The organism is Streptomyces albidochromogenes, from assembly GCF_005981925.1.
Taxonomy (GTDB): Bacteria; Actinomycetota; Actinomycetes; order Streptomycetales; family Streptomycetaceae; genus Streptomyces; species Streptomyces albidochromogenes.
The window spans coordinates 1-22631 of sequence record NZ_VBVX01000085.1; the positions used below are offsets into that span (position 1 = coordinate 1).

21 protein-coding genes and 1 tRNA gene are annotated in these 22631 nt (G+C 71.9%); 13 read left to right on the top strand and 9 right to left on the bottom strand.

Annotated features, from left to right (window positions below):
• Window positions 1-189: 189 nt before the first annotated feature.
• From E2E34_RS13855 to E2E34_RS13875, 4 genes are all read right to left on the bottom strand, one after another.
• On the bottom strand, window positions 190-1041 hold the full coding sequence (locus E2E34_RS13855) for an S-methyl-5'-thioadenosine phosphorylase (RefSeq protein ID WP_138902208.1): 852 nt from the start codon (window positions 1039-1041) through the stop codon (window positions 190-192).
• Window positions 1042-1122: 81 nt separating this feature from the next.
• Window positions 1123-1461 carry an FmdB family zinc ribbon protein gene (locus tag E2E34_RS13860; RefSeq protein WP_138902209.1) on the bottom strand — a complete coding sequence of 113 codons (339 nt, stop codon included), beginning with the start codon at window positions 1459-1461 and terminating at the stop codon, window positions 1123-1125.
• A gap of 66 nt (window positions 1462-1527) precedes the next feature.
• Window positions 1528-2793, bottom strand: a complete 1266-nt coding sequence (locus E2E34_RS13865; RefSeq protein ID WP_138902210.1) for an MFS transporter — start codon at window positions 2791-2793, stop codon at window positions 1528-1530.
• 264 nt (window positions 2794-3057) lie between these two features.
• Window positions 3058-4584 (bottom strand): potassium/proton antiporter, encoded by a 1527-nt coding sequence (locus E2E34_RS13875; protein WP_138902211.1) that lies wholly within the window; start codon window positions 4582-4584, stop codon window positions 3058-3060.
• A gap of 179 nt (window positions 4585-4763) precedes the next feature.
• Here E2E34_RS13875 and E2E34_RS13880 point away from each other — a divergent pair, with 179 nt between their 5' ends.
• Window positions 4764-7565 (top strand): penicillin acylase family protein, encoded by a 2802-nt coding sequence (locus E2E34_RS13880; protein WP_138902212.1) that lies wholly within the window; start codon window positions 4764-4766, stop codon window positions 7563-7565.
• A gap of 21 nt (window positions 7566-7586) precedes the next feature.
• Here E2E34_RS13880 and E2E34_RS13885 read toward each other — a convergent pair whose 3' ends face one another.
• The gene (locus E2E34_RS13885) at window positions 7587-8177 is read right to left on the bottom strand and encodes a 5-formyltetrahydrofolate cyclo-ligase (RefSeq protein ID WP_138902213.1); all 591 of its coding nucleotides are present in this window, start codon (window positions 8175-8177) and stop codon (window positions 7587-7589) included.
• Between the two features lie 87 nt (window positions 8178-8264).
• Between E2E34_RS13885 and galU the strand changes: the two genes are divergently transcribed.
• The 7 genes from galU to E2E34_RS13920 all read left to right on the top strand — a co-directional run bounded on the left by galU (window position 8265) and on the right by E2E34_RS13920 (window position 13655).
• Window positions 8265-9191, top strand: coding sequence for a UTP--glucose-1-phosphate uridylyltransferase GalU (gene galU, locus E2E34_RS13890; RefSeq protein ID WP_138902214.1), 927 nt, complete (start codon window positions 8265-8267; stop codon window positions 9189-9191).
• Between the two features lie 4 nt (window positions 9192-9195).
• A complete protein-coding gene (gene glp, locus E2E34_RS13895) occupies window positions 9196-10497 on the top strand; it encodes a molybdotransferase-like divisome protein Glp (protein ID WP_138902215.1) in 1302 nt (433 codons plus the stop codon).
• Between the two features lie 62 nt (window positions 10498-10559).
• Window positions 10560-11039, top strand: a complete 480-nt coding sequence (moaC, locus tag E2E34_RS13900; protein WP_138902216.1) for a cyclic pyranopterin monophosphate synthase MoaC — start codon at window positions 10560-10562, stop codon at window positions 11037-11039.
• Between the two features lie 98 nt (window positions 11040-11137).
• Window positions 11138-11638: a MogA/MoaB family molybdenum cofactor biosynthesis protein gene (locus E2E34_RS13905; protein WP_279637883.1), complete on the top strand. Its 501-nt coding sequence runs from the start codon at window positions 11138-11140 to the stop codon at window positions 11636-11638.
• Window positions 11635-12261, top strand: a complete 627-nt coding sequence (locus tag E2E34_RS13910; RefSeq protein ID WP_138902218.1) for a GNAT family N-acetyltransferase — start codon at window positions 11635-11637, stop codon at window positions 12259-12261. The genes E2E34_RS13905 and E2E34_RS13910 overlap by 4 nt, the downstream gene beginning before the upstream one ends.
• Before the next feature lie 161 nt (window positions 12262-12422).
• Window positions 12423-13520: a divisome protein SepX/GlpR gene (gene sepX, locus E2E34_RS13915; RefSeq protein ID WP_138902219.1), complete on the top strand. Its 1098-nt coding sequence runs from the start codon at window positions 12423-12425 to the stop codon at window positions 13518-13520.
• A gap of 61 nt (window positions 13521-13581) precedes the next feature.
• Window positions 13582-13655, top strand: a tRNA-Ala gene (locus E2E34_RS13920).
• A 276-nt stretch (window positions 13656-13931) separates the two neighbouring features.
• Here the strand turns inward: E2E34_RS13920 and E2E34_RS13925 are convergent.
• Window positions 13932-14414, bottom strand: a complete 483-nt coding sequence (locus tag E2E34_RS13925; RefSeq protein WP_138902220.1) for a GNAT family N-acetyltransferase — start codon at window positions 14412-14414, stop codon at window positions 13932-13934.
• 68 nt (window positions 14415-14482) lie between these two features.
• Here E2E34_RS13925 and E2E34_RS13930 point away from each other — a divergent pair, with 68 nt between their 5' ends.
• A complete protein-coding gene (locus tag E2E34_RS13930) occupies window positions 14483-15289 on the top strand; it encodes an exodeoxyribonuclease III (RefSeq protein WP_138902221.1) in 807 nt (268 codons plus the stop codon).
• Window positions 15290-15293: 4 nt separating this feature from the next.
• On the opposite strand, the gene E2E34_RS13935 is transcribed toward E2E34_RS13930, so the two are convergent.
• Window positions 15294-16037 carry a MerR family transcriptional regulator gene (locus E2E34_RS13935; protein ID WP_138902222.1) on the bottom strand — a complete coding sequence of 248 codons (744 nt, stop codon included), beginning with the start codon at window positions 16035-16037 and terminating at the stop codon, window positions 15294-15296.
• Between the two features lie 156 nt (window positions 16038-16193).
• On the opposite strand from E2E34_RS13935, the gene E2E34_RS13940 reads away from it, so the two are divergent.
• The 4 genes from E2E34_RS13940 to E2E34_RS35435 all read left to right on the top strand — a co-directional run bounded on the left by E2E34_RS13940 (window position 16194) and on the right by E2E34_RS35435 (window position 19994).
• Window positions 16194-17729, top strand: a complete 1536-nt coding sequence (locus tag E2E34_RS13940) for a flavin-containing monooxygenase (RefSeq protein WP_138902223.1) — start codon at window positions 16194-16196, stop codon at window positions 17727-17729.
• 8 nt (window positions 17730-17737) lie between these two features.
• Window positions 17738-18712, top strand: a complete 975-nt coding sequence (locus E2E34_RS13945) for an alpha/beta fold hydrolase (protein ID WP_138902227.1) — start codon at window positions 17738-17740, stop codon at window positions 18710-18712.
• A complete protein-coding gene (locus tag E2E34_RS13950; RefSeq protein ID WP_138902224.1) occupies window positions 18709-19590 on the top strand; it encodes an SDR family oxidoreductase in 882 nt (293 codons plus the stop codon). Before E2E34_RS13945 ends, E2E34_RS13950 begins: the two co-directional genes overlap by 4 nt.
• Window positions 19591-19751: 161 nt before the next feature.
• Window positions 19752-19994, top strand: a complete 243-nt coding sequence (locus tag E2E34_RS35435) for a hypothetical protein (protein WP_167518285.1) — start codon at window positions 19752-19754, stop codon at window positions 19992-19994.
• 166 nt (window positions 19995-20160) lie between these two features.
• On the opposite strand, the gene E2E34_RS13960 is transcribed toward E2E34_RS35435, so the two are convergent.
• Window positions 20161-21057 carry an RNA polymerase sigma-70 factor gene (locus E2E34_RS13960; RefSeq protein WP_138902225.1) on the bottom strand — a complete coding sequence of 299 codons (897 nt, stop codon included), beginning with the start codon at window positions 21055-21057 and terminating at the stop codon, window positions 20161-20163.
• 132 nt (window positions 21058-21189) lie between these two features.
• On the bottom strand, window positions 21190-22392 hold the full coding sequence (locus E2E34_RS13965; RefSeq protein WP_138902226.1) for an NAD(P)/FAD-dependent oxidoreductase: 1203 nt from the start codon (window positions 22390-22392) through the stop codon (window positions 21190-21192).
• Window positions 22393-22631: the final 239 nt, after the last annotated feature.

A 22631-nucleotide genomic window follows, 5' to 3' on the forward strand; every position in this document is an offset into this window, starting at 1 on the left:
CGTAGGGGTAGAGGGACATGGTGACCACCGCCTGCCACGAGGATGTCGGCCAGGAGTGTGCCTGGCGCTCCTCACGATCCCCGTCCCGCCCGCGTCCCGCCGGGCCCTGTGGACAGCCGTACGACTGTGGACAACCCGGTCACCCGCCGGGCGGGCACCCGGGCAGCCGGCGCAGGCGCGAGGGGACCGTCAGGGCAGCGTGATCCCCGTGTCGATCCCGTCCAGCGCGTGCGAGCAGAGGCAGTCGCGCGTCCCGTCCGCCGGCAGCCCCGCCACCGCGTCGAAGAGCACGTCGCGCAGCCGGCCCACGTTCGCCGCGAACACCGTGAGCACCTCCTCGTGGGAGACGCCCTCGCCCGCCTCCGCCCCGGCGTCCAGGTCGGTCACCAGCGCCAGCGACGTGTAGCACAGCCCGAGCTCACGGGCGAGGATCGCCTCCGGGTGCCCGGTCATGCCGACCACCGACCAGCCCGCGGCCGCGTGCCACCGCGACTCGGCCCGCGTCGAGAACCGCGGCCCCTCCACGACGACCAGCGTTCCGCCGTCCACCGGCTCCCACGCCCGCCCGCGCGCCGCGGAGAGCGCGGCCTTGCGCCCCTCGGGGCAGTACGGGTCGGCGAACGCCACGTGCACGACGTTCGGCAGCTTGCCGTCCACCGGCGTCTCGCCGTCGTAGAAGGTCTGCGCGCGTGACTTCGTACGGTCGACCAGCTGGTCCGGCACCAGCAGGGTCCCGGGGCCGTACTCGACCCGCAGCCCGCCGACCGCGCACGGCCCGAGCACCTGGCGCGCTCCGACGGAACGCAGCGCCCACAGGTTGGCCCGGTAGTTGATGCGGTGCGGCGGCAGGTGGTGGCCGCGCCCGTGACGGGGGAGGAAGGCGACCCGCCGCCCCGCTATCTCGCCCAGGAAGAGCGAGTCGCTCGGCTTCCCGTAGGGGGTGTCGACCTCGACCTCGGTCACGTCCTCCAGGAAGGAGTAGAAGCCGGAGCCGCCGATCACGCCGATCTCGACGTCGGACTCTGCGTTCGCGTTCGCCATGGCGGTCACAGTAGCCGGGCCGGGAAACGCCGAGGACCCCGCCGTCGGAAACGGCGGGGTCACCCGGGAAGGGCGGTGGGCCTAGGCGGCCGAGGAGCTGCCGGCGGAGGTCGCGGAACTCGACGACGACGAGGACGACGACGAGCTCGACGAGGCCGCGGCGGGCTTCGCGTCGCCGCCCGACGACGAGGCCGACGCGGCGGCCTTCGAGGACGACGTGGCCGGCGTGCTGCTCGACGAGGAGCCGCGGCTGTCGTTCCGGTAGAAACCGGATCCCTTGAAGACGATGCCGACCGCGGAGAACACCTTCTTCAGGCGTCCCTCACAGCTCGGGCACACGGTCAGTGCGTCATCGGTGAATTTCTGCACCGCCTCGAGGCCTTCGCCGCATTCGGTGCACTGGTACTGATAGGTCGGCACTTGCTCCTCCTGGCACTCTCACTCAATGAGTGCTAACGACGTTCAATAGTGACGCATTCCGCTCGATCAGTCCACCGTCACAGGCACTCGGTGACTCACGCCACGTGCGGCGACCCGTCCGGGTGCCTTCGGCGCGAGCCGCGAACGCAGCGCCACCAGCGTGGCCAGCGCCAGCGCGGTGCCCATCAGCGGCACCAGGAACCCGGCGCTCGCCCCGTTGGCGTCCGCCAGGCGTCCCGCGACCGTGACGCCCGCGGCCTGGCCGAGCGCGACCGCGCCGGTCAGCCACGTGAAGGCCTCGGTACGGGCCGAGGCCGGCACCAGCGTCTCGACCATGGTGTAGCCGGTGATCAGCGCGGGCGCGATGCACAGGCCGACCAGCAGCCCCAGACCGGCGAGCAGCGGCACGGAGTGCACCGCCCACAGTCCGGACGCGGCGAGCGTCAGCGCGGCGTACCCGACGATCAGGCGGCGGCGGGGGCCGGTCTTCCAGGCGATCGCGCCGCAGACGACGCCGGCGAGCATGTTGCCCGCGGCGAACGTTCCGTAGAGCAGACCGTTGACGCCCGGATTGCCGATCTCCTCGGAGAACGCGGTCAGCGAGACCTGCATTCCGCCGAAGACCGCTCCGATGCCGAGGAAGGCTCCCGCGAGGACCCGTACGCCGGGCACGGACAGGGCGGAGACGCGCGGCCCGTCGGACAGCGACAGGCGGCCCGCCCGGGGCTGTGTGCTCCGCTGTACGGCGAAGAACAGGCCGCCGACCAGGGTGAGCGCGGCTTCGGCGATCAGACCGGCCGCCGGGTGCACACCGGTGCACAGCGCGGTCGCGAGGACCGGTCCGACGACGAAGGTGAACTCGTCCGTCACGGACTCGAAGGCCGCGGCGGTCGACATGAGGGGCGAACCCTCCAGCTTGGCCGCCCAGCGGGCCCGCACCATCGGACCGATCTGCGGAACGGACGCACCGGTGGGAACGGCCGCCAGGAACAGCGCCCAGACGGGCGCTCCCGAGAGCGCGAGCACCGTCAGCGTGACCACGGAAGCGGTGTGCACGAGAACGCCCGGAACCAGCACGGCGCTCTGGCCGAAACGGTCGGCCAGTTTGCCGCTCTGCGGTGCGAACAGGGCCATCGAGACGCCGGTGGCGGCGGCGACGGCGCCGGCGCTGCCGTACGAGCCGGTGGTGTGCTGCACGAGCAGCACGATGCCGATGGTGAGCATCGCGAAGGGCTGCCGTGCCAGGAACCCGGGCACCAGGTACGTCCAGGCTCCAGGGGTGCGGAGCAGCTGGCCGTAGCCGGGGCGGGTGGTGGTGACCGTGTCGGACACGGTCCTTGCCTTTCTGCCGCCTGGTGACGCTCCCCTGTGCACGCGGTGTGTGAGCGTGCGGGAGCCGCCGAGAGCTGTCCTCTTGCGCAGGACCGGCGGTAGATACCAGGACACCCACTGCGAGGGGGCCGGCCGCCGTACGGTCGCGCCAGCTCTGCGTCAGGCAGAGTTGGTCGATCAGTAGGCCTTCATGTTACAGGGCGACGCGCGGGGTGCGCCTGTGATTGCGTACGGATTACGTCACACCACCTGTGATCAAAGCCATCAATGGTGATTGGCGCCACCCGTTCCCAGCCACCCCGCCAGCTTGCCTCCCAGTGCGACCGCCCGCAGCCGCCGCTCGGTGGCGTCCCGTACCGGATCCGTCGTCACCACGAGGAGCTCGTCGCCGCGCCGCAGCACGGTCGTCGGCAGCGGCACGAAGCTGGTCCCCTCGCGTACGACGAGGGTGACCGCGGCCCCGTGCGGGAGCCGCAGCTCGGCCACCTCGACTCCGTGCATCCTCGACTTTTGGGGGATCGCGACGGACAGCAGGTGCCCGCGCAGCCGCTCCAGAGGAGCGGACTCGATGCCGAGGTCGGCCGCCTCGGAGGCGTCGTCGCCGAGTTTCAGCCACTTCGCGAGCAGGGGCAGGGTCGGTCCCTGGACGAGGGTGTAGACGACGACGAGGACGAAGACGATGTTGAAGACCCGGTCGCTGCCCTCGATGTCCGACACCAGCGGGATGGTCGCCAGGATGATGGGCACCGCGCCGCGCAGCCCGGCCCAGGACATCAGGGCCTGCTCCTGCCACGGGACGCGGAACGGCAGCAGGCTGATCAGGACCTCCAGCGGCCGCGCGACCATGGTGAGCACCAGCCCCACCATCACGGCGGGCCAGAAGTCGGCCAGCAGCTCGTGCGGCGTCACCAGCAGGCCGAGCAGGACGAACATCCCGATCTGCGCGAGCCAGCCGAGCCCGTCCGCGAATCCGCGCGTGGCCGGCCAGTGCGGCAGCTTGGAGTTGCCGAGCACCATCGCGGCGAGGTAGACGGCGAGGAACCCGCTGCCGTGCGCGATCGCCCCGGCGGCGTACGCGGACACGGCGATCGCCATGACCGCGATCGGGTACAGGCCGGACGCGGGAAGCGCGACGTGGCGCAGCGCGTACGCCCCGAGCCAGCCCGTCGCCAGACCGACGCTCGCGCCGATCGCCAGCTCCAGGGCGATCTTGCCGACCAGGACGTACCAGTCGTCGACCGGACCGGCCGTCGAGAAGGCGACCACCAGGATCACGACCGGTGCGTCGTTGAAGCCCGATTCCGCTTCCAGCACGCCCGTTATCCGGGCGGGCAGGGGCACCTTGCGCAGCACGGAGAAGACCGCGGCGGCGTCCGTCGACGAGACGACCGCGCCGATGATCAGCGACTGCCGCCAGTCGAGGTCGACGAGGTAGTGCGCGCCGGCGGCCGTGACGCCCACGCTCACCGCGACGCCGACGGTCGACAGGACGACGGCTGCGGGCAACGCGGGTCTGATCTCCTTCCACTTCGTGCCCAGACCACCCTCGGCCAGGATCACGACAAGTGCGGCATAACCGATCACCTGTGTCAGTTCGGCGTTGTCGAACTGGACGTCGAAGAAGCCGTCCTGGCCTATGGCGATGCCGATGCCGAGGTACAGGAGCAGGCTGGGGAGGCCGCTGCGGGACGAGATGCGGACCGCGGCGACGGCGATGAGCAGGACGAGCGAGCAGATGAGCAGCAGTTCGTTGAGCTGGTGGACAGTCAGCGGCCGTTCCTTCCCTCGCACGCCTGCCGGATCGTTCCTCCGGCGGCCGGTACTTCGTTACCTTACCTAATCTTTAACGTTTTCTTGACGCGAGATCCTTCGTACGATCGTCGTTAGTGGCACCGCGTCCGGGGCGCGAGAGCGCTGCGCCTATGGTTGCTCCAGCACTCAAGGACCACCCTGCCCCTCGAAGGACAGCGATGCCCGCCAACACCACCGCCTCTTCCGGCAAGAAGAAGAAGGGGCGCCGCGCCCGCCTGATCGTGATCGTGCTGGTGTTGGCCCTTGTCGCGGGTGTCGGCTACGGCGCGTTCTGGAGCATCAGCACGGTGCGCGCCTCCTTCCCGCAGACCACCGGGTCGATCGAGCTCGACGGCCTCTCGGGCCCCGTGGACGTCAAACGTGACGACTACGGCATCCCGCAGATCTACGCGGACACCGACGAAGACCTCTTCCGCGCCCAGGGCTTCGTCCAGGCGCAGGACCGCTTCTACGAAATGGACGTCCGCCGTCACATGACGTCGGGGCGCCTGTCCGAGATGTTCGGTCCGGACCAGGTCGACACCGACGCGTTCCTGCGCACCCTCGGCTGGCGCCGGGTCGCGCAGCAGGAGTACGACACCAAGCTGTCGCCGGAGACGAAGAAGAACCTCCAGGCGTACGCCGCGGGCGTCAACTCCTACCTCGAAGGCCGCGAGGGCAAGGACATCTCCGTCGAGTACGCCGCGCTGGGCTTCGTGAACGACTACAAGCCCGAGAAGTGGACGCCCGTCGACTCGGTGGCCTGGCTCAAGGCGATGGCCTGGGACCTGCGCGGCAACATGGAGGACGAGATCGACCGTTCGCTGATGACGAGCCGGCTGAACGCGAAGCAGATCAAGGACCTCTACCCGGCCTATCCGTACGACCGCAACAAGACGGTCGTCGAAGAGGGCGCGGTCGACGAGGTGACGAAGAAGTACGACCCGAAGGCCACCGGCACCTCCGGCACGGGCGACGGCACAGGCACCGCGTCCGGCACCGGCACCGCGTCCGGGACCGGCACGGGAACGGGCACGGGCACCGGCACCGGCGGGAACTCCGCCGCCAACACCACCGACGGCCTCCAGAGCCAGCTCTCCGGCATCTCCGACGCCCTGGACGAGATCCCCGCGCTCTTCGGTCCGAACGGCAGCGGCATCGGCTCCAACTCCTGGGTCGTCTCCGGCCAGTACACGACGACCAAGAAGCCGCTGCTCGCCAACGACCCGCACCTCGCGCCGCAGTTGCCGTCGCTCTGGTACCAGATGGGCCTGCACTGCCGGAAGGTCTCCAGCACCTGCCAGTACGACACCGCCGGCTACACCTTCTCCGGCATGCCCGGCGTGATAATCGGCCACAACCAGAGCATCGCCTGGGGCTTCACCAACCTCGGCGCCGACGTCACCGACCTCTACCTGGAGAAGGTCTCCGACGAGGGCTACCACTACGACGGCGACACCAAGCCCTTCACCACCCGCCAGGAGACCATCAAGGTCGCCGGCGGCAAGTCGAAGCAGATCACCGTCCGCTCGACGAAGAACGGCCCGCTGCTCTCCGACCGCAGCGGCGAACTGGGCAAGGTCGGCGAGAAGGCCCCCGTCGACAACGCCGCCCCCGACCGGGGCGACGGCTACGGGATCTCCCTCAAGTGGACCGCGCTGATGCCCGGAAAGTCCATGGACGCCGTGTTCGAGCTGAACCGCGCCACGGACTTCAAGGGCTTCCGCGCCGCGGCCGCCCACTTCGAGGTCCCGTCGCAGAACCTCATCTACGCCGACACCGCCGGCAACATCGGCTACCAGGCCCCGGGCCGCATCCCGGTCCGCGCCGCGAGCCACGACGGCACCCTGCCCGCCGCCGGCTGGGACCCCCGTTCCGCCTGGAAGGGCTTCATCCCGCAGGCCGAGCTGCCGTACGAGTACAACCCGAAGCGCGGCTACATCGTCACCGCCAACCAGGCCGTGATCGACAAGAAGAAGTACCCGTACCTCCTCACCGAGGACTGGGGCTACGGCGCCCGCAGCCAGCGCATCAACGACCTCATCGAGTCGAAGATCGCCGACGGCGGCCGGATCTCCACCGACGACATGCGCACCATGCAGATGGACAACAGCAGCGAGATCGCCAAGCTGCTCACCCCCCACCTGCTCAAGACCGACGTGTCGGACCCGAACGTCCGCGAGACGCAGAAGCTGCTCGAAGGCTGGGACTACACCCAGGAGCCGGACTCCGGCGCCGCCGCGTACTTCAACGCCGTCTGGCGCAACGTCCTCAAGCTCGCCTTCGGCAACAAGCTCCCCAAGGAACTGCGCGTCAAGGGGCAGTGCCTCTCCGTCCGTCCCGCCGACAGCACGGGGCCGGTCGACGACCCCGACAAGCGGGTCCGCGAGTGCGGGCAGCGCGCCAAGGACTCCGCGCAGCCCGACGGCGGCGACCGCTGGTACGAGGTCGTCCGCGCCATGCTCAAGGACGAGAAGAACGAGTGGTGGCAGGCGCCGAGCACCCGCCTCGACCAGGCCACCGACACCCGTGACGAACTGCTCGCCCGCGCGCTGAAGGACGCCCGCTGGGAGCTGACGGCCAAGCTCGGCAAGGACGTCGACTCCTGGAGCTGGGGCCGCCTGCACCAGCTGGAGCTGAAGAACCAGACGCTCGGTACGAGCGGCCCCGGCCTCGTCCAGTCGCTGCTCAACCGCGGCCCCTGGAACCTGGGCGGCGGCGAGGCGGCGGTCAACGCCACCGGCTGGAACGCGGCGGGCGGCTACGAGGTCATCTGGGTGCCCTCCATGCGCATGGTCGTCAACCTCAACGACCTCGACAAGTCCCGCTGGATCAACCTCACCGGCGCCTCGGGGCACGCGTACAGCGCCCACTACACCGACCAGACCGACAAGTGGGCGAAGGGCGAGCTGCTCGACTGGTCGTTCAGCGACGAGGCGGTCGAGAAGAGCACCACCGACAAGCTGGTGCTCAGGCCGTAGCCGCGCGGGCGCGGGGCGGGGTCAGGCGGTGAAGCGCCTGACACCCCCCGGCGTCACCACGGCGCTCACGGGGTGGTCGTGCGGTTCCCTCGGGACCCGCGCGACCACCTCTTCGTCGTACAGCAGCACCACCAGGTGAGGCCGCGCGCCCGCCGCCTCCAGCCGGGCGAGCACCCGGTCGTACGAGCCGCCGCCCCGCCCGAGCCGCGTCCCGCGCCCGTCCACCGCCAGGCCCGGCAGCAGCACCGCGTCGGCCTCCAGGACGGCCCGTACGCCGAGCCGCGCGCCCACCGGTTCGAGCAGCCCGAGCCGGGCGCGCCCCAGGTGCTCGGGGCCCTCGTACGCGGCCCAGTCCAGATCGTTGTCCGCCAGGAGCACGGGCAGCAGCACCCGCACGCCCCGCGCGCGCAGCGCGTCCAGCAGCGCGCGGGTTCCGGGCTCACTCCCGACGGAGACGTACGCCGCGACCGTCGCGGCGTCCGCCAGCTCCGGAAGCTCCAGCGCCCGGCGCGCCAGAACCGTTCCGGTCTTCTGTACGTCATCCCTGGTCAACCGGGATCTCATGGCGAGGAGTTCTCCCCGCAACCCGGCCTTGTCAGGCTCGTCACACATCACAGTGGCTCCACAAAACGCCTCGTATGAGAATTTACTGGCCGGAGCCCAATCTTCCTCCCATACGCAACGGATATCGTTCTGACCATGACTCAGTCGCACCCCGGGATCAGCAAGGCTGTCATCCCTGCCGCCGGCCTCGGCACCAGATTCCTGCCGGCGACCAAGGCCACTCCGAAAGAGATGCTGCCGGTCGTCGACAAGCCGGCCATCCAGTACGTGGTCGAGGAGGCCGTGACCGCGGGGCTCTCCGACGTCCTCATGGTCACCGGCCGCAACAAGCGCCCGCTCGAGGACCACTTCGACCGCAACTACGAGCTGGAGTCGGCCCTCGGCCGCAAGGGCGACGCCGAACGTCTGGCCCGGGTGCAGGAGTCGAGCGACCTCGCCACCATGCACTACGTCCGCCAGGGCGACCCCAAGGGCCTCGGGCACGCCGTGCTCTGCGCCGCGCCGCACGTCGGCGACCAGCCGTTCGCCGTTCTCCTCGGCGACGACCTGATCGACCCGCGCGACCCCCTGCTGTCCCGGATGATCGAGATCCAGGGGCAGTACGGCGGCAGCGTCATCGCGCTCATGGAGGTCGACCCCGCCCAGATCCACCTGTACGGATCCGCGGCCGTCGAGCCGACCGCCGAGGGCGATGTCGTACGGATCACCGGGCTGGTCGAGAAGCCCGACCCGGCCGACGCGCCGAGCAACTACGCCATCATCGGGCGCTATGTGCTGGACCCGGCCGTGTTCGACATACTGCGGAAGACCGAGCCCGGCCGCGGCGGCGAGATCCAGCTCACCGACGCGCTCCAGCACCTGGCCGAGACGTACGAGTCGGCGGCCGACACCGCGGGGAAGGCCGGCGGCCCCGTGCACGGCGTCGTCTTCAAGGGCCGCCGCTATGACACCGGCGACCGCGGCGACTATCTGCGTGCCATTGTCAGACTCGCGTGCGAACGTGAGGACCTGGGGCCGGAGTTCCGGACCTGGCTTCGCAGTTACGTGACCGAGGAGATGTAGCACCTTGAGCAGCACGATCTGGTCTGTCGACGAGCACCTTGAGGACATCCTCGCCGCGGTGAAGCCGCTCGAACCCATCGAGCTGCAGCTTCTCGACGCGCAGGGCTGTGTCCTCGTCGAGGACATCACCGTCCAGATCGCGCTGCCACCCTTCGACAACAGCTCGATGGACGGCTACGCGGTCCGTACGAGCGACGTCGCGGGCGCGAGCGAGGAGTACCCCGCCGTCCTCACCGTCGTCGGTGACGTGGCGGCGGGCAGCGGCGGGACGATCCGCGTCGGCCCGGGCGAGGCCGCCCGCATCATGACCGGCGCCCCGCTGCCGCCCGGCGCCGAGGCCGTCGTCCCGGTCGAGTGGACCGACGGGGGCACGGGCGGCGGACCGGCCGTCACGATGCGCGCCGCGAGCGGCGCCCCCGAGGGCGCGAGCGGCGAGGTCCGCGTCCACCGCCCCGTCGAGGCGCGGGCCCACGTGCGGGCGCGCGGCAGCGACGTCCAGGCCGGCGACCTCGCCCTGGAGGCCGGTACGGTCCTGGGCCCGCCCCAGATCGGCCTGCTCGCCGCCGTCGGCCGCGCCACCGTCAAGGTCAGGCCCCGCCCCCGCGTCGTCGTCCTGTCCACCGGCAGCGAACTGGTCCAGCCCGGCGAGCCGTTGTCGGCCGGACAGATCTTCGACTCCAACAGCTTCGCGCTGACCGCCGCCGCCCGCCACGCCGGTGCCATCGCCTACCGCGTGGGCGCCGTCACGGACGACGCCGACACGCTGCGCGCGACCATCGAGGACCAGCTGATCCGCGCCGACATGATCGTCACGACCGGCGGGGTCAGCGTCGGCGCGTACGACGTCGTCAAGGAAGCGCTGTCGTCCATGGGCGAGGGCGACGACAGCGGCGGCGGCGTCGACTTCCGCAAGCTCGCCATGCAGCCCGGCAAGCCCCAGGGCTTCGGCTCCATCGGCCCCGAGCACACCCCGCTGCTCGCGCTCCCCGGCAACCCGGTCTCGTCGTACGTCTCCTTCGAGCTCTTCGTGCGCCCGGCGATCCGGGTCCTGATGGGCCTGAAGGACGTGCACCGCCCGAAGGTCCGGGCCACGCTGAGCGCCGACAAGCCGCTGTCGTCGCCGTCGGGCAAGCGCCAGTTCCTGCGCGGCGCGTACGACGAGGAGGCCGGCACCGTCACCCCGGTCGGCGGTACCGGGTCGCACCTCGTCGCGGCGCTCGCCCGGGCCGACGCCCTGATCGTCGTCCCGGAGGACACCACCGAGCTGGAGCCCGGCGCCGAGGCCGAGGTGGTCCTGCTCGGGTGAGCGGGGGCCGGTGGCGGTAGCGTGTCTGCTCTCACAGGCCCTGACCGGGAGCGCCACACGTAATGAGTACGCACGAACGGCTCACGCACATCGACGAGGCGGGGGCTGCCCGCATGGTCGACGTCTCGGCGAAGGACGTCACCGCGCGCACCGCGCGCGCCACCGGACGCGTCCTGGTCGCGCCGCGCGTCGTGGAGCTGCTGCGCGGCGAGGGGGTCCCCAAGGGCGACGCCCTCGCCACCGCCCGGATCGCGGGCATCATGGGCGCCAAGCGCACGCCCGACCTGATCCCGCTCTGCCACCCCCTCGCGCTGTCCGGCGTGAAGCTGGACCTCGCGGTGGCCGACGACGCCGTCGAGATCGCAGCGACCGTGCGCACGACGGACCGCACGGGGGTCGAGATGGAGGCCCTGACCGCTGTCACCGTGGCCGCGCTCACCGTGATCGACATGGTGAAGGCGGTCGACAAGGCCGCGGTCATCACCGACGTGCGGGTCGAGGAGAAGACGGGCGGCAAGTCCGGCGACTGGAGCCGGGCGTGAGCCCCCGCGGCGGAGAGGTCTACAGCCACAGCCACGAGCCGGCGCCCGAGCCGGGGCCCGCGCGGGACGCCGCCGCGGCGGGTCCGCCGCGCCGCGCCCTGGTGGTGACCGCCTCCAACCGCGCCTCCGCCGGTGTCTACGCGGACCGGGGCGGACCGATCCTCGCCGACGGTCTGCGCCACCTGGGCTTCGAGGTCGACGGACCGCGGGTCGTCCCCGACGGCGACCCGGTGGAGCAGGCCCTGCGGGCCGGTGTCGCCGCCGCGTACGACGTCATCCTGACCACGGGCGGCACCGGCATCTCGCCGACCGACCGCACGCCCGACGCCACCCGCCGCGTCCTGGACTACGACATCCCGGGCATCCCCGAGGCGATCCGCGCCGAGGGCCTCGGCAAGGTCCCGACCGCCGCGCTCTCCCGGGGGCTGGCGGGCGTGGCGGGCCGGACCATGATCGTGAACCTGCCGGGCTCCACCGGCGGCGTACGGGACGGACTGGCGGTCCTGGAGCGCCTTCTGCTCCATGCCGTGGACCAGATCAGGGGCGGCGACCACCCCGGGTCCGGCTCCGGAGCCCCCCTGCCGGGGAGCCAGAGCTGAACGCTTCGTCCTGGCCCGTCGAGCTGGTGGACGGCGATGTCACCCTCCGCCCGATAAAGCTGCGCGACCAGCGCGGCTGGCGCGAGGTGAACCGGCGCAACCGCGAATGGCTGCGTCCCTGGGAGGCGACCATCCCGCCGCCCGCGCCGGCCGGCCCCGTCGCCCAGCGCCCCACGTACCGTCAGATGGTCCGCCATCTGCGGTCCGAGGCGAACGCCGGCCGCATGCTGCCCTTCGTCATCGAGTACCGGGGCCAGCTGGTGGGCCAGTTGACGGTCGCCGGGATCACCTGGGGATCGATGTGCTCGGGGCACGTGGGGTACTGGGTGGACCGCGACGTGGCGGGCCGGGGCGTGATGCCGACGGCCGTCGCTCTCGCGGTGGACCACTGCTTCCGTACGGTCGGACTGCACCGCATCGAGGTCTGCATTCGCCCCGAGAACGCGCCCAGTCGCCGGGTCGTGGAAAAGCTCGGATTCCGCCAGGAAGGGCTGCGTCCCCGCTATCTCCACATCGACGGCGGGTGGCGCGACCATCTGGTCTACGCGCTCACGGCGGAGGAAGTGCCCGAGGGGCTGTTGAACCGCTGGCACCAGGCACGACCCGGCACCTCGCACAAATGAAATAGTTGTTCGAATTACGTCGGGTGTCGACTGCAAAAGGACGCACAAAGCAGCCTGTTGATCCGATCAGCCACAAAAAAGTTCGAGTTATCAGCCAGATCGTGCGACACACCGGCTCAATTGGCGGATGGCCTTGCGCGAACCCCTCTACGGTGTGGGGTGTGAGCAGCAGCGGCCTGATTTACGCAGTCATCGTCGGGGCCTGGGCCGCCTACTTGGTGCCGATGTGGCTCCGCAGGCAGGACGAGCTCAACGAAGCCCGTCCGACGGAACGCTTCAGCACCGCCATCCGGCTGCTGTCCGGACGGGCGGCAATGGAGCGCCGATACGCCAGGGAGCTTCAGGAGCGCGCCGCGGGTGAGGCGGAGCACGACGTGGACCCGGACGCCGTCACGGACCGAATGAGTTCCGTCGACGTCCGGGCCTTCGCCGTGCCCCCGGCACAGGAGACCGAGCGGCCCGCCGCACGGGAGGACGTGCGGGAGGAGGCGCGCGAGAGCGCACGGGAGACCGCGCGGGCGCAACGGCGTGCGCGCACGGCCAGTGCGGCCGCCGAACGCGCCCGGCGCTCGAAGGTCCTCGCGCGCCGTCGGCGCACCACCGTGATCCTCTTCCTCGCCTTCACCCTCGGCGCGATCGTCGCGGCGGTCGGCGGGCTGCGGTTCCTGTGGGCGCCGGCCGTCCCCGCCGTACTGCTGAGCACGTACATCGTGCACCTGCGGACCACCGAGCGGCGGCGCTTCGCCTTCACCATGGACCGGCGCAGGGCGGAGGCGGCGGCGCAGCGGCTGCGTGAGCGCCGCCCGCATCCGGGCCGCCGGCCGGCCGCCGCGGAGCCGGACGAGGAGCCTGTCGTACGACCCGAGCCCGAGCCGGCGCCCGCCGTCTCGCCGCAGGAGGCGGGCCGCCGCGCGCTGGTGGAGCAGACGGACCACGCGGAGTGGGTGGACCAGCAGCGCGAGCGGGAGCGCGGCGCGGCCCATGGCGAGAGCTGGGACCCGGTCCCGGTCCCGCTGCCGACGTACGTCACCGCTCCCGTCGCCCCGCGCGCCACCGGCAGCGTCGACTTCGGGGACCCGGGCACCTGGAGCTCGGCGCGGTCGAGCACCGCCGAGCCGACCCCCGCCCCGGAGGCCCCGGCCGCCGAGGCACCCCAGGGCCGCCGGACGAACCCGGCCCGGCGCGACCGCGGCCGCGGCCGGACGCCGCTCTTCGATCAGTACGAGGACGGAGACCGGCCCCGGGCGGTCAACGAGTGACCTGCGGGGGAGCGGATTTCCGAGCACCCCGATCGAGGTGCTAAAGTTTCACTCGTTGCAAGGGCCTGTGGCGCAGTCTGGTAGCGCACCTCGTTCGCATCGAGGGGGTCTGGGGTTCAAATCCCCACAGGTCCACCGCAATAGTGGTTGGCGGGTCAGCCCGCGAATCGCTCACCGAGATCCCGTTCGGACGGTAACGTCCGAACGGGATCTCGTCGTTTCACGGTGCCGATGAGAAGAGCACCCATCAGATCCACCCGGCCCGGCGCGTCGTGTGCGATCGTCCGCGTCCCGCGCTTCCCCGGCAGAGCGAACTGGTGCGTGGTGGCGTGCGTTACGTCACGTCCACGGCGCCGGCCGGAGGCCGGAGCCCCTGCCGGGGAAGCCCGGCGGGGGCCCGGCGTCGCGGTGTCACCGCCCCAGCGGCTTGGCGAAGCAGCGGCTGTCCTCGTACTCGCGGAAGTGGCCGAACTTCTCGGTGGGGGTGTAACCGCACGAAAGGTAGAGGCCGATGGCCTCCGGCTGCTGCGTGCCCGTCTCCAGGACCATCCGTCTGCGGCCGGCCGCCCGGGCGTCGTCCTCCAGGACGGCCAGGATGCGGCGGGCAAGGCCGAGCCCCCGGCTCTCGGGCCGGACGTACATGCGCTTGAGTTCGGCGTCGCCGTCCGCGTACCCCTCGCCGTTCTCGTCCTGCGAGCGCCAGGCGCCGCTGGCGACGGGGCGCTCCCGCTCGTCGTAGGCGATGAGGAAGAGACCACCGGGCGGCCGGAACATCGCGGGGTCGAGCGGCGTCGTGTCGCCCTGGCCGTTGTAGCGCTCGATGTACTCCTGCTGCACTTCTTCCTCGAGCTTCACGGCGTCGGGGTGGTCGTAGGGGCGCGGCTGTATATTCATGCGTATCAGCGTACTTCTATGCGGGGTCCGGCGTCCGGGCGATCGGCCGGTGTCGGTATCGTGCCGGGATGCTCACTGTGACCTCCGTGAATGTTAACGGTCTGCGCGCCGCCGCCAAGAAGGGCTTCGTGCCCTGGCTGGCCGGGACCTCCGCCGATGTGATCTGCCTGCAGGAGGTCCGGGCCGAGCCGCAGCAGCTCCCGGAAGAGGTCCGCGCCCCTGAGGGATGGCACGCCGTGCACGCCCCGGCGGCCGCCAAGGGCAGGGCGGGTGTCTCCCTCTACACGCGGCGGGAGCCGGACCAGGTGCGGGTCGGATTCGGCAGCGCCGAGTTCGACGGGAGCGGGCGGTACGTCGAGGCGGACCTGCCCGGCGTCACGGTCGCCAGCCTCTACCTGCCGTCCGGCGAAGTGGGCACCGAGCGGCAGGACGAGAAGACGCGGTTCATGGACGAGTTCCTGCCGTACCTGAAGGGCCTGAGGGAGCGCGCGGCGGCGGACGGGCGCGAGGTGCTGGTCTGCGGCGACTGGAACATCGCCCACCAGGAGGCCGACCTCAAGAACTGGAAGGCCAACCGCAAGTCCTCCGGGTTCCTGCCGGAAGAGCGGGAGTGGATGACGCGGGTCTTCGAGGAGGCCCGGTACGTCGACGTGGTGCGCGCCCTGCACCCCGGACAGGAGGGGCCGTACACCTGGTGGTCGTACCGGGGGAAGGCCTTCGACAACGACTCGGGATGGCGCATCGACTACGCCGTGGCGACCGAGGGCCTCGCGAACCGGGCGGTCAAGGCGTACGTCGAGCGGGCGGCGAGCTACGACCTGCGTTGGTCGGACCACGCGCCGGTGACGACGGTCTTCGAGCAGCCGGGCAGCTGAGCCGCTAGGCGTCGGGGCCGTCCGGCCGGGTTTCCTTCCCGGTGCGCAGCAGGCGGTCCAGGGCCATGGACAGCTCAGCCTCGACGACGCTCTTGGCGAGCGGGCGCAGGCGTTCCAGGGGCGCGTCGGCCGCGGCTTCGTTCGCCGGCCCGTCCTCGCCGGCCGGCCCCTCGGCGAGATGCGAGCGGACCATGGTGGCGAAGATCTCCGCCATGGCCGTCGTGTGCTCGCGCACCTGCCGGCCGGCCTGGAGCACGGCGGCCAGCGGGACGCCCTCACGCACCAGGGCCGCCGACACGTCCAGCAGGCGGCGGCTGACGTGGACGATCTCCTCGCCGTCCGTGGCGAGATAGCCGAGGTCGAGCGCCGCCGCGAGGTTCTCCGTGGTGACCTCGCCCGCGAAGTGGTCGGCCAGGGCCTCCGGGGTGAGCCGGACCGGCGTCTCCTCCGTCCACGACGGCGCGACGGCGTCCTCGCCGAGGCCGAAGAGCTCGCCGACGCCCCGGCCGCTCTCGAAAGTGGTGACCAGGTCCGCGATGCCGTTCAGGGTGTGGCCGCGCTCCAGGAGGGCGGCGACGGTCCGCAGCCGTGCCAGGTGCCGGTCGTCGTACCAGGCGATGCGGCCTTCGCGGCGCGGCGGCGGCAGCAGCTTGCGCTCGCGGTAGAAGCGCAGGGTGCGCACGGGAATCCCGGCCTTCTGGGCCAGTTCCTCCATGCGGTACTCGTGTGCCTCCGGGCCTTCTTCCACGTGGGAAGCCTATGCCGTGCCGCCGGTGCGCGGGGGCGGAGCCCTTCGATGCCAGTTGCTGCCGTCCGACCCCTACCCATCAGTACGCCACTGCTCTACTCTCCGAACCGTGCCAGTGATTGCTGGCAGAGTCGTGGGATCGCGGGAGGCGTCGGCATGGCCGAGCACGAGCACGTACGAGTGGCGGTGATCGGATCCGGATTCGGCGGCCTGGGCGCCGCGGTCCGGCTGCGCCGCGAGGGGATCACCGACTTCGTCGTCCTGGAGCGCGCCGGATCGGTGGGCGGCACCTGGCGCGACAACAGCTACCCGGGCTGCGCGTGCGACGTACCGTCCCACCTGTACTCCTTCTCGTTCGCGCCCAATCCCGACTGGCCGCGCACCTTCTCCGGGCAGGAGCACATCAGGGCCTACCTGGAGCACGTCGCCGACACCTTCGGGCTGCGGCCGCACATCCGGCTGAACCACGAAGTCGTGATGATGCGCTGGGACGGCGACGCGCTGCGCTGGGAGATCGAGACCGCGCAGGGGAGGCTGAGCGCCGATGTGGTGGTCTCCGCGACCGGGCCGCTGTCGGACCCGAAGACGCCGGACATCCCCGGCCTCGACGGCTTCCCCGGCAAGGTCTTCCACTCGGCGCGGTGGGACCACGACTACGATCTGCGCGGCAAGCGCGTCGCCGTGATCGGGACGGGCGCGTCCGCGATCCAGATCGTGCCGGCGATCCAGCCCGACGTGGCCCGGCTGACGCTCTTCCAGCGGACGCCGCCGTGGGTGATGCCGCGCCTGGACCGGGCGATCACCGGCCCGGAGCGCTGGCTGCACCGGCAGCTTCCGTTCACCGGCAAGGCGCGGCGCGGACTGCTCTTCGGCATACGGGAGTTGCAGGTCACGGCGTTCACCAAGCATCCGAACCAGCTGGGCGCCATCGAGTCGCTCGCCAAGGCCAACATGGCCAAGGCGATCAAGGACCCGCACCTGCGGGCCAAGCTGACGCCCTCGTACCGGATCGGCTGCAAGCGCATCCTGCTGTCCAGCTCCTACTACCCGGCGCTCGCCCAGCGCAATGTGGACGTGGTGGCCTCGGGGCTGAGGGAGGTGCGCGGCTCCACGGTGGTGGCGGCCGACGGGACCGAGGCGGAGGTCGACGCGATCGTCTTCGGCACCGGCTTCCACGTCACCGACATGCCGATCGCCGAGCGGGTCGTCGGCGCGGACGGCATCACGCTCGCCGAGGCGTGGAAGGACGGGATGGAGTCCCTGCGCGGGGCGACGGCGGCCGGCTTCCCCAACTGGATGACGATCATCGGGCCCAACACGGGCCTGGGCAACAGCTCGATGATCCTGATGATCGAGTCCCAGCTCAACTACCTGGCCGACTACCTGCGGCAGTTGCGGGTCCTGGGCGGCCGGGCGGCGCTCGGGGCGCGGGCGTCGGCCGTGCACGCGTGGAACCGGCGGGTGCAGGACCGGATGAAGCGGACCGTGTGGAACACGGGCGGCTGCGACAGCTGGTACCTCGACGCCAACGGCCGCAACACCACCATCTGGCCGGGCACGCCGAGCGAGTTCCGGCGCGCGACGCGGGCGGTGAACCTCGCGGAGTACGAGGTCATCCGGGCGCGGTCCGAGCAGGAGACCGCCGGAGACCGGACCGGGGCCGTCACCGGGGCGGCGGAGGCCGTCGCGTGAGCCGGCTGATGAAGGGCGAGGGCGAGCCGCTCGTCGCCTCGCGCGAGCTGACCGCCGTCTCCGCCGACGGATCGCGCCTGCACGTCGAGGTGTACGGGCCCGAAGGCGCCCCCGCGCTGGTCCTGGCGCACGGCTGGACCTGCTCGACGCTCTTCTGGTCGGCGCAGATACGGGCGCTGGCCGGCCGCGGCGCGTACCGGGTCGTGGCCTACGACCAGCGCGGACACGGACGCTCGCCGGCCGTCGGGCCGGACGGCTACAGCACCGACGCCCTCGCCGACGACCTCGAAGCGGTGCTCGCCGCCGCGCTCGCGCCCGGTGAGCGGGCCGTGCTGGCCGGGCACTCCATGGGCGGCATGACGATCATGGCCGCCGCCGGGCGGCCCGGGTTCCGGGCGCACGCGGCGGCCGTCCTGCTGTGCAGCACCGGCAGCGCGCGGCTGGTCGCGGAGTCGCTCGTCCTGCCGATGCGCGCGGGGCGGCTGCGGACGCGGTTCACGCGGGCCGTGCTGGGGGCGCGGGCGCCGCTGGGACCCGTCACTCCGCTGTCGAAGAAGATCCTCAAGTACGCCACGATGGGGCCCGGGGCCGCGCCGGAGCGGGTGGCCGAGTGCGCTCGTATCGTCCACGCCTGTCCGCGCGCGGCGCGGGTGGCCTGGTCGCATGTGCTCGGGGAGCTCGATCTCGGCGCGGGGATACGGGAGTTGACCGTACCGACAGCGGTCGTCGCGGGGAGCGCCGACCGGCTGACGCCGCCCGTCCACGCCCGCGAGATCGAGGCGGCGCTGCCGCACTCGCTCGGGCTCACCGAACTGACCGGGGTCGGGCACATGACGCCCGTGGAGGCTCCGGAGGCCGTCACGGCGAAGCTCCGGGAGCTGGTGAGCAGGTACGTCGCCGGTCCGGCGGCCGGGGCCGGGGCGACGGTAGTGGCCGACGTGGCCGAAGTGACCGCAGGGGAAGCGAAGGAGCAGGCCGTATGAGCAGCAGGCGCAGTCTCGAAGGTCAGGTCGCGGTCGTCACCGGCGCGGCGCGCGGAGTCGGCGAGCTGCTGGCCCGCAAACTGTCGGCGCGCGGCGCGAAGGTGGCGCTGGTCGGGCTGGAGCCGGACGAGCTGAAGGCGGTGGCGGGGCGGCTGCACGCCGAGGCGGACTGGTGGTACGCCGATGTCACCGACCACGAGGCGATGGCGCGGGTCGCGCGGGAGGTGAAGGAGCGGTTCGGGAAGGTCGACATCGTCGTCGCCAACGCGGGCGTCGCCTCCGGGGGGCCGTTCGTGGACTCCGACCCGGTCGCCTGGCGGCGGGTCATCGAGGTCAACCTGATCGGCGGGGCGGTGACCGGACGGGCGTTCCTGCCGGTGCTCATGGAGAGCCGGGGGTACTTCCTGCAGATCGCGTCGCTGGCCGCCATCACGCCGGCGCCGATGATGACGGCGTACTGCGCGTCCAAGTCCGGCGTCGAGGCGTTCGCGCACTCGCTGCGGGCCGAGGTCGGGTACCGGGGCGTGCGGGTCGGGGTCGGCTACCTGTCGTGGACCGACACCGACATGGTGCGCGGCGCGGACCGCGACGACGTGATGCGCGAGCTGCGGCAGCGGCTGCCGTGGCCCTCCAACCGGACGTACCCGCTGGGCCCGGCGGTGGACCGGATCGTCGCCGGGATCGAGCGGCGCTCCTCGCACGTGTACGCCCAGTGGTGGCTGCGGGGCATGCAGTCCGTACGGGGATACCTGCCGGCGGTCATCGGCGCGGTGGGGCAGCGGGAGATGAAGCGCTTCGAGCCCCGGCTCGCGGGGGTCTCCACCGGCCTGGTGGGAGCGGGCGGCGAGGCGGACGAGAAGGCGCGCGCGCAGGGGTGAGGGCGCGGGCCCGGGGTGCGGCCGTGCGTGTGGCGTACGGCGGGACGTCACCGGCTGTAGTGATCGAAATGCGCTGAATGTCCGGTCGTGTCAGTCTGGTCGAGGCCCCATGGGGGGCGGCAACAGCCGCACCCCCTCACACCCCAGTAGGAGTGAACCTCATGGGTATTGCAGACCAGTTCAAGGACAAGGCGCAGGAGCTCGCGGACCAGGCGAAGCAGGCCAAGCAGCGCAAGCAGGGCGACCAGGGCGCGCAGCGCGACCCGGGCGCCCGGGTCGCGGCCGGTGCGCCGGACGAGGCGTCGGAGCGCATGCGCCGGGCCCGGGAGGACCGGGACCTGGGCGTGGGCGACGACATGCTCCTCGACGACGAGCGTGACGCGGGCCAGGAGCGCTACCGGTAACTGGTCTTGACGTGGGTCCGCGAGGCGCTGTGCGCCTCGCGGCTTCGCGGAGGGGAGAGCGCACCCGGGATCACCGCGGGTGCGCTCTTCGCGTGGCGCGCCGGGTGGCGTGCCGGCGTGCTCCGGCCGCCCCGCCTGCCCCCAAGTCGCCCGACCGCCAACGGAGTCACCGCAGGGTGAGCGTGGTCTCGGACCCGACGTGGTGCAGCTTCTCGGGGTTGCGCACGTAGTAGAGGCCGCTGATGCGGGCGTCCTCGACCCGGACCGCCAGGATGCCGTCGAGCTCGCCGTCCAGGTGCACGAGCAGGGCCGGGCTGCCGTTGACCACCGAGGGGGCGAGGGTGATCGGGAGTTTGTTCTTGCCGAGACCACCGATCATGAAGCGGGTCACCTTCTCGGCGCCCGAGATCGGCCGCAGCGCCGCCTGCTTGATACCGCCGCCGTCGTTCACCAGCACGACCTCGGGGGCGAGCACATCGAGGAGGCCCTGCGGGTCCCCGGTTTCCAGCGCGCGCCGGAACGACTCCAGAGCCGCACGGGCCACGCTCGGGGACACCGCCTGGCGGGGGCGGCGGGCATCGACGTGCCGCCGGGCGCGGTGCGCGATCTGGCGGACGGCCGCGGGGCTCTTGTCGACGGCGGCGGCGATGTCGTCGTACCCCAGGTCGAAGACCTCGCGCAGCACGAAGACGGCGCGCTCGGTCGGCGACAGCGTCTCGAGGACGAGCATCATCGCCATCGACACGCTCTCGGCGAGCTCGACGTCCTCGGCCACGTCCGGCGCCGTGAGCATCGGCTCGGGAAGCCACTGGCCGACGTACGCCTCCCTGCGGCGCTTCATGGTGCGCAGCCGGTTGAGCGACTGCCGGGTCGTGATCCGGACCAGGTAGGCGCGGTGGTCGCTCACCCGGCCCAGGTCGACCTTGACCCACCGCAGCCAGGTCTCCTGGAGAACGTCCTCGGCGTCGGCCGCCGATCCGAGCATCTCGTAGGCGACGGTGAAGAGCAGGTTGCGGTGGGCGACGAACGCCTCGGTCGCGGTGTCGGTGGCGTGGTCGCTCATCTTCCGGCCCTTCTCCCGCGCGGCCGGCTCCGCTCGGCGGAGATCTTCATTCGCGCATCCTCAGCACAGTCCTTGTCATGGGCAGCGGTTCGATCCTGACCCAGCGGTGCGGCGCCGTCGAGGGGTGCCCGGTCAGGCCGCCCGCCCGGCGGTCGCCGGCGCGTCCTCGCGCCCGGCGGTCAGCAGCCGCCGGCGCTTGGTGCCTCCCGAGCGGAGGTGCAAGCGGTACGAGCCGGGCTTGCCGGCCTCGTCGCCCAGGTGCTTGACGACGACCTTGCACACGAGTTCCTTGAGCTTCGCGCCCGGGCGGCCGTCGATGTTGAACCACACCGCCACGTCGTCGCGGGCGAACTGGAAGATGCCGTTGCGCCGGCCCAGGCTGATGCACTGGGCGCCGAACGGCTGGTTGAGGGCCGAGGGCCGCTCGTCCGCGATCCGGCTGAGCACCGTGTCCGCGGCCCGCGCGCCCAGCGGCATCGCGGCCTGGCAGCTCATCCGCAGCGGCAGGCCCGACGGCGCCGCCGAGTCGCCGGCCGCGACGATGCGTACGTCGTCCACGCTGGTCAGCGTCTCGTCCGTGCGCAACCGGCCCAGGGCGTCGGTGCCGAGCCCGCTGCGCACGGCCAGGTCCGGCACCCCGAACCCGGCGGTCCAGACGGTCACGGCGCTCGGCAGCTCGCGGCCGTCGGCGAGCCGCACGGCATCGCGGGTCACGGCCGTCACCGTGGTGCCGGGGCCGTCGGCCACGGTCACGCCGAGCCCGGCCAGCCGCCTGGCGACCGAGCGCCGGCCCCGGGGGTGCAGGTACGGTCCGAGCACCCCGCCGCAGACCAGCGTCACCGCACGGCCCGCCTCCGCCAGTTCGGCGGCGGTCTCGATGCCGGTCGGACCGGCTCCGACCACCGTCACCGCGGCCGTCGCGGGCGCGGTGTCGAAGACCGGCCGCAGCCGCTCCGCCTCCTCGAAGGTGGCGATCGGGTACGCGAACTCCGCCGCCCCGGGCACCGCCGGGTCGGCGCTGCCACTGCCCACGGCGTACACCAGGTAGTCGTAGCCGACCGTGCCGCCCGACGCCAGCGCCACACTGCGGGCGGCCGCGTCGATCCGGGCCGCGGAGTCGACCAGCAGCCGGACCCGCTCGCCCAGGACCTCCCGGTAGGCGACGACCGCGCTGCCGGACCCGGCCACCAGCTGGTGCAGGCGGATCCGGTGGACGAAGGCCGGGCGGGGGTTGATCAGCGTCACGTTCACGTCGTCGCGCCGCGTGAGGCGGTTGGCCGCCATGACGCCGGCGTATCCGCCGCCGATCACGACCACCTCGGTGCTGTTCGTCATGGTGACTCCTTCATTCGTGGGTCTTCGGGCACAAGACACCGCGCCGCCGGCCGCTGTGACAGCATGTGACGCAGATCACTTCGTGCGGGTGTCCGCCCCGCCGGGTCCCGGCCCGGCACGCGGGCGCGACCGAGGGATTCCCGTACGCCGCGGCCCGGCCCCACCGGTGCGTCGGCGGTCTGCCCGGCCGCCCTTCCCCCAGCGGCCCGTCGGGACGACCGCGCCACGGCCGGTCCCGG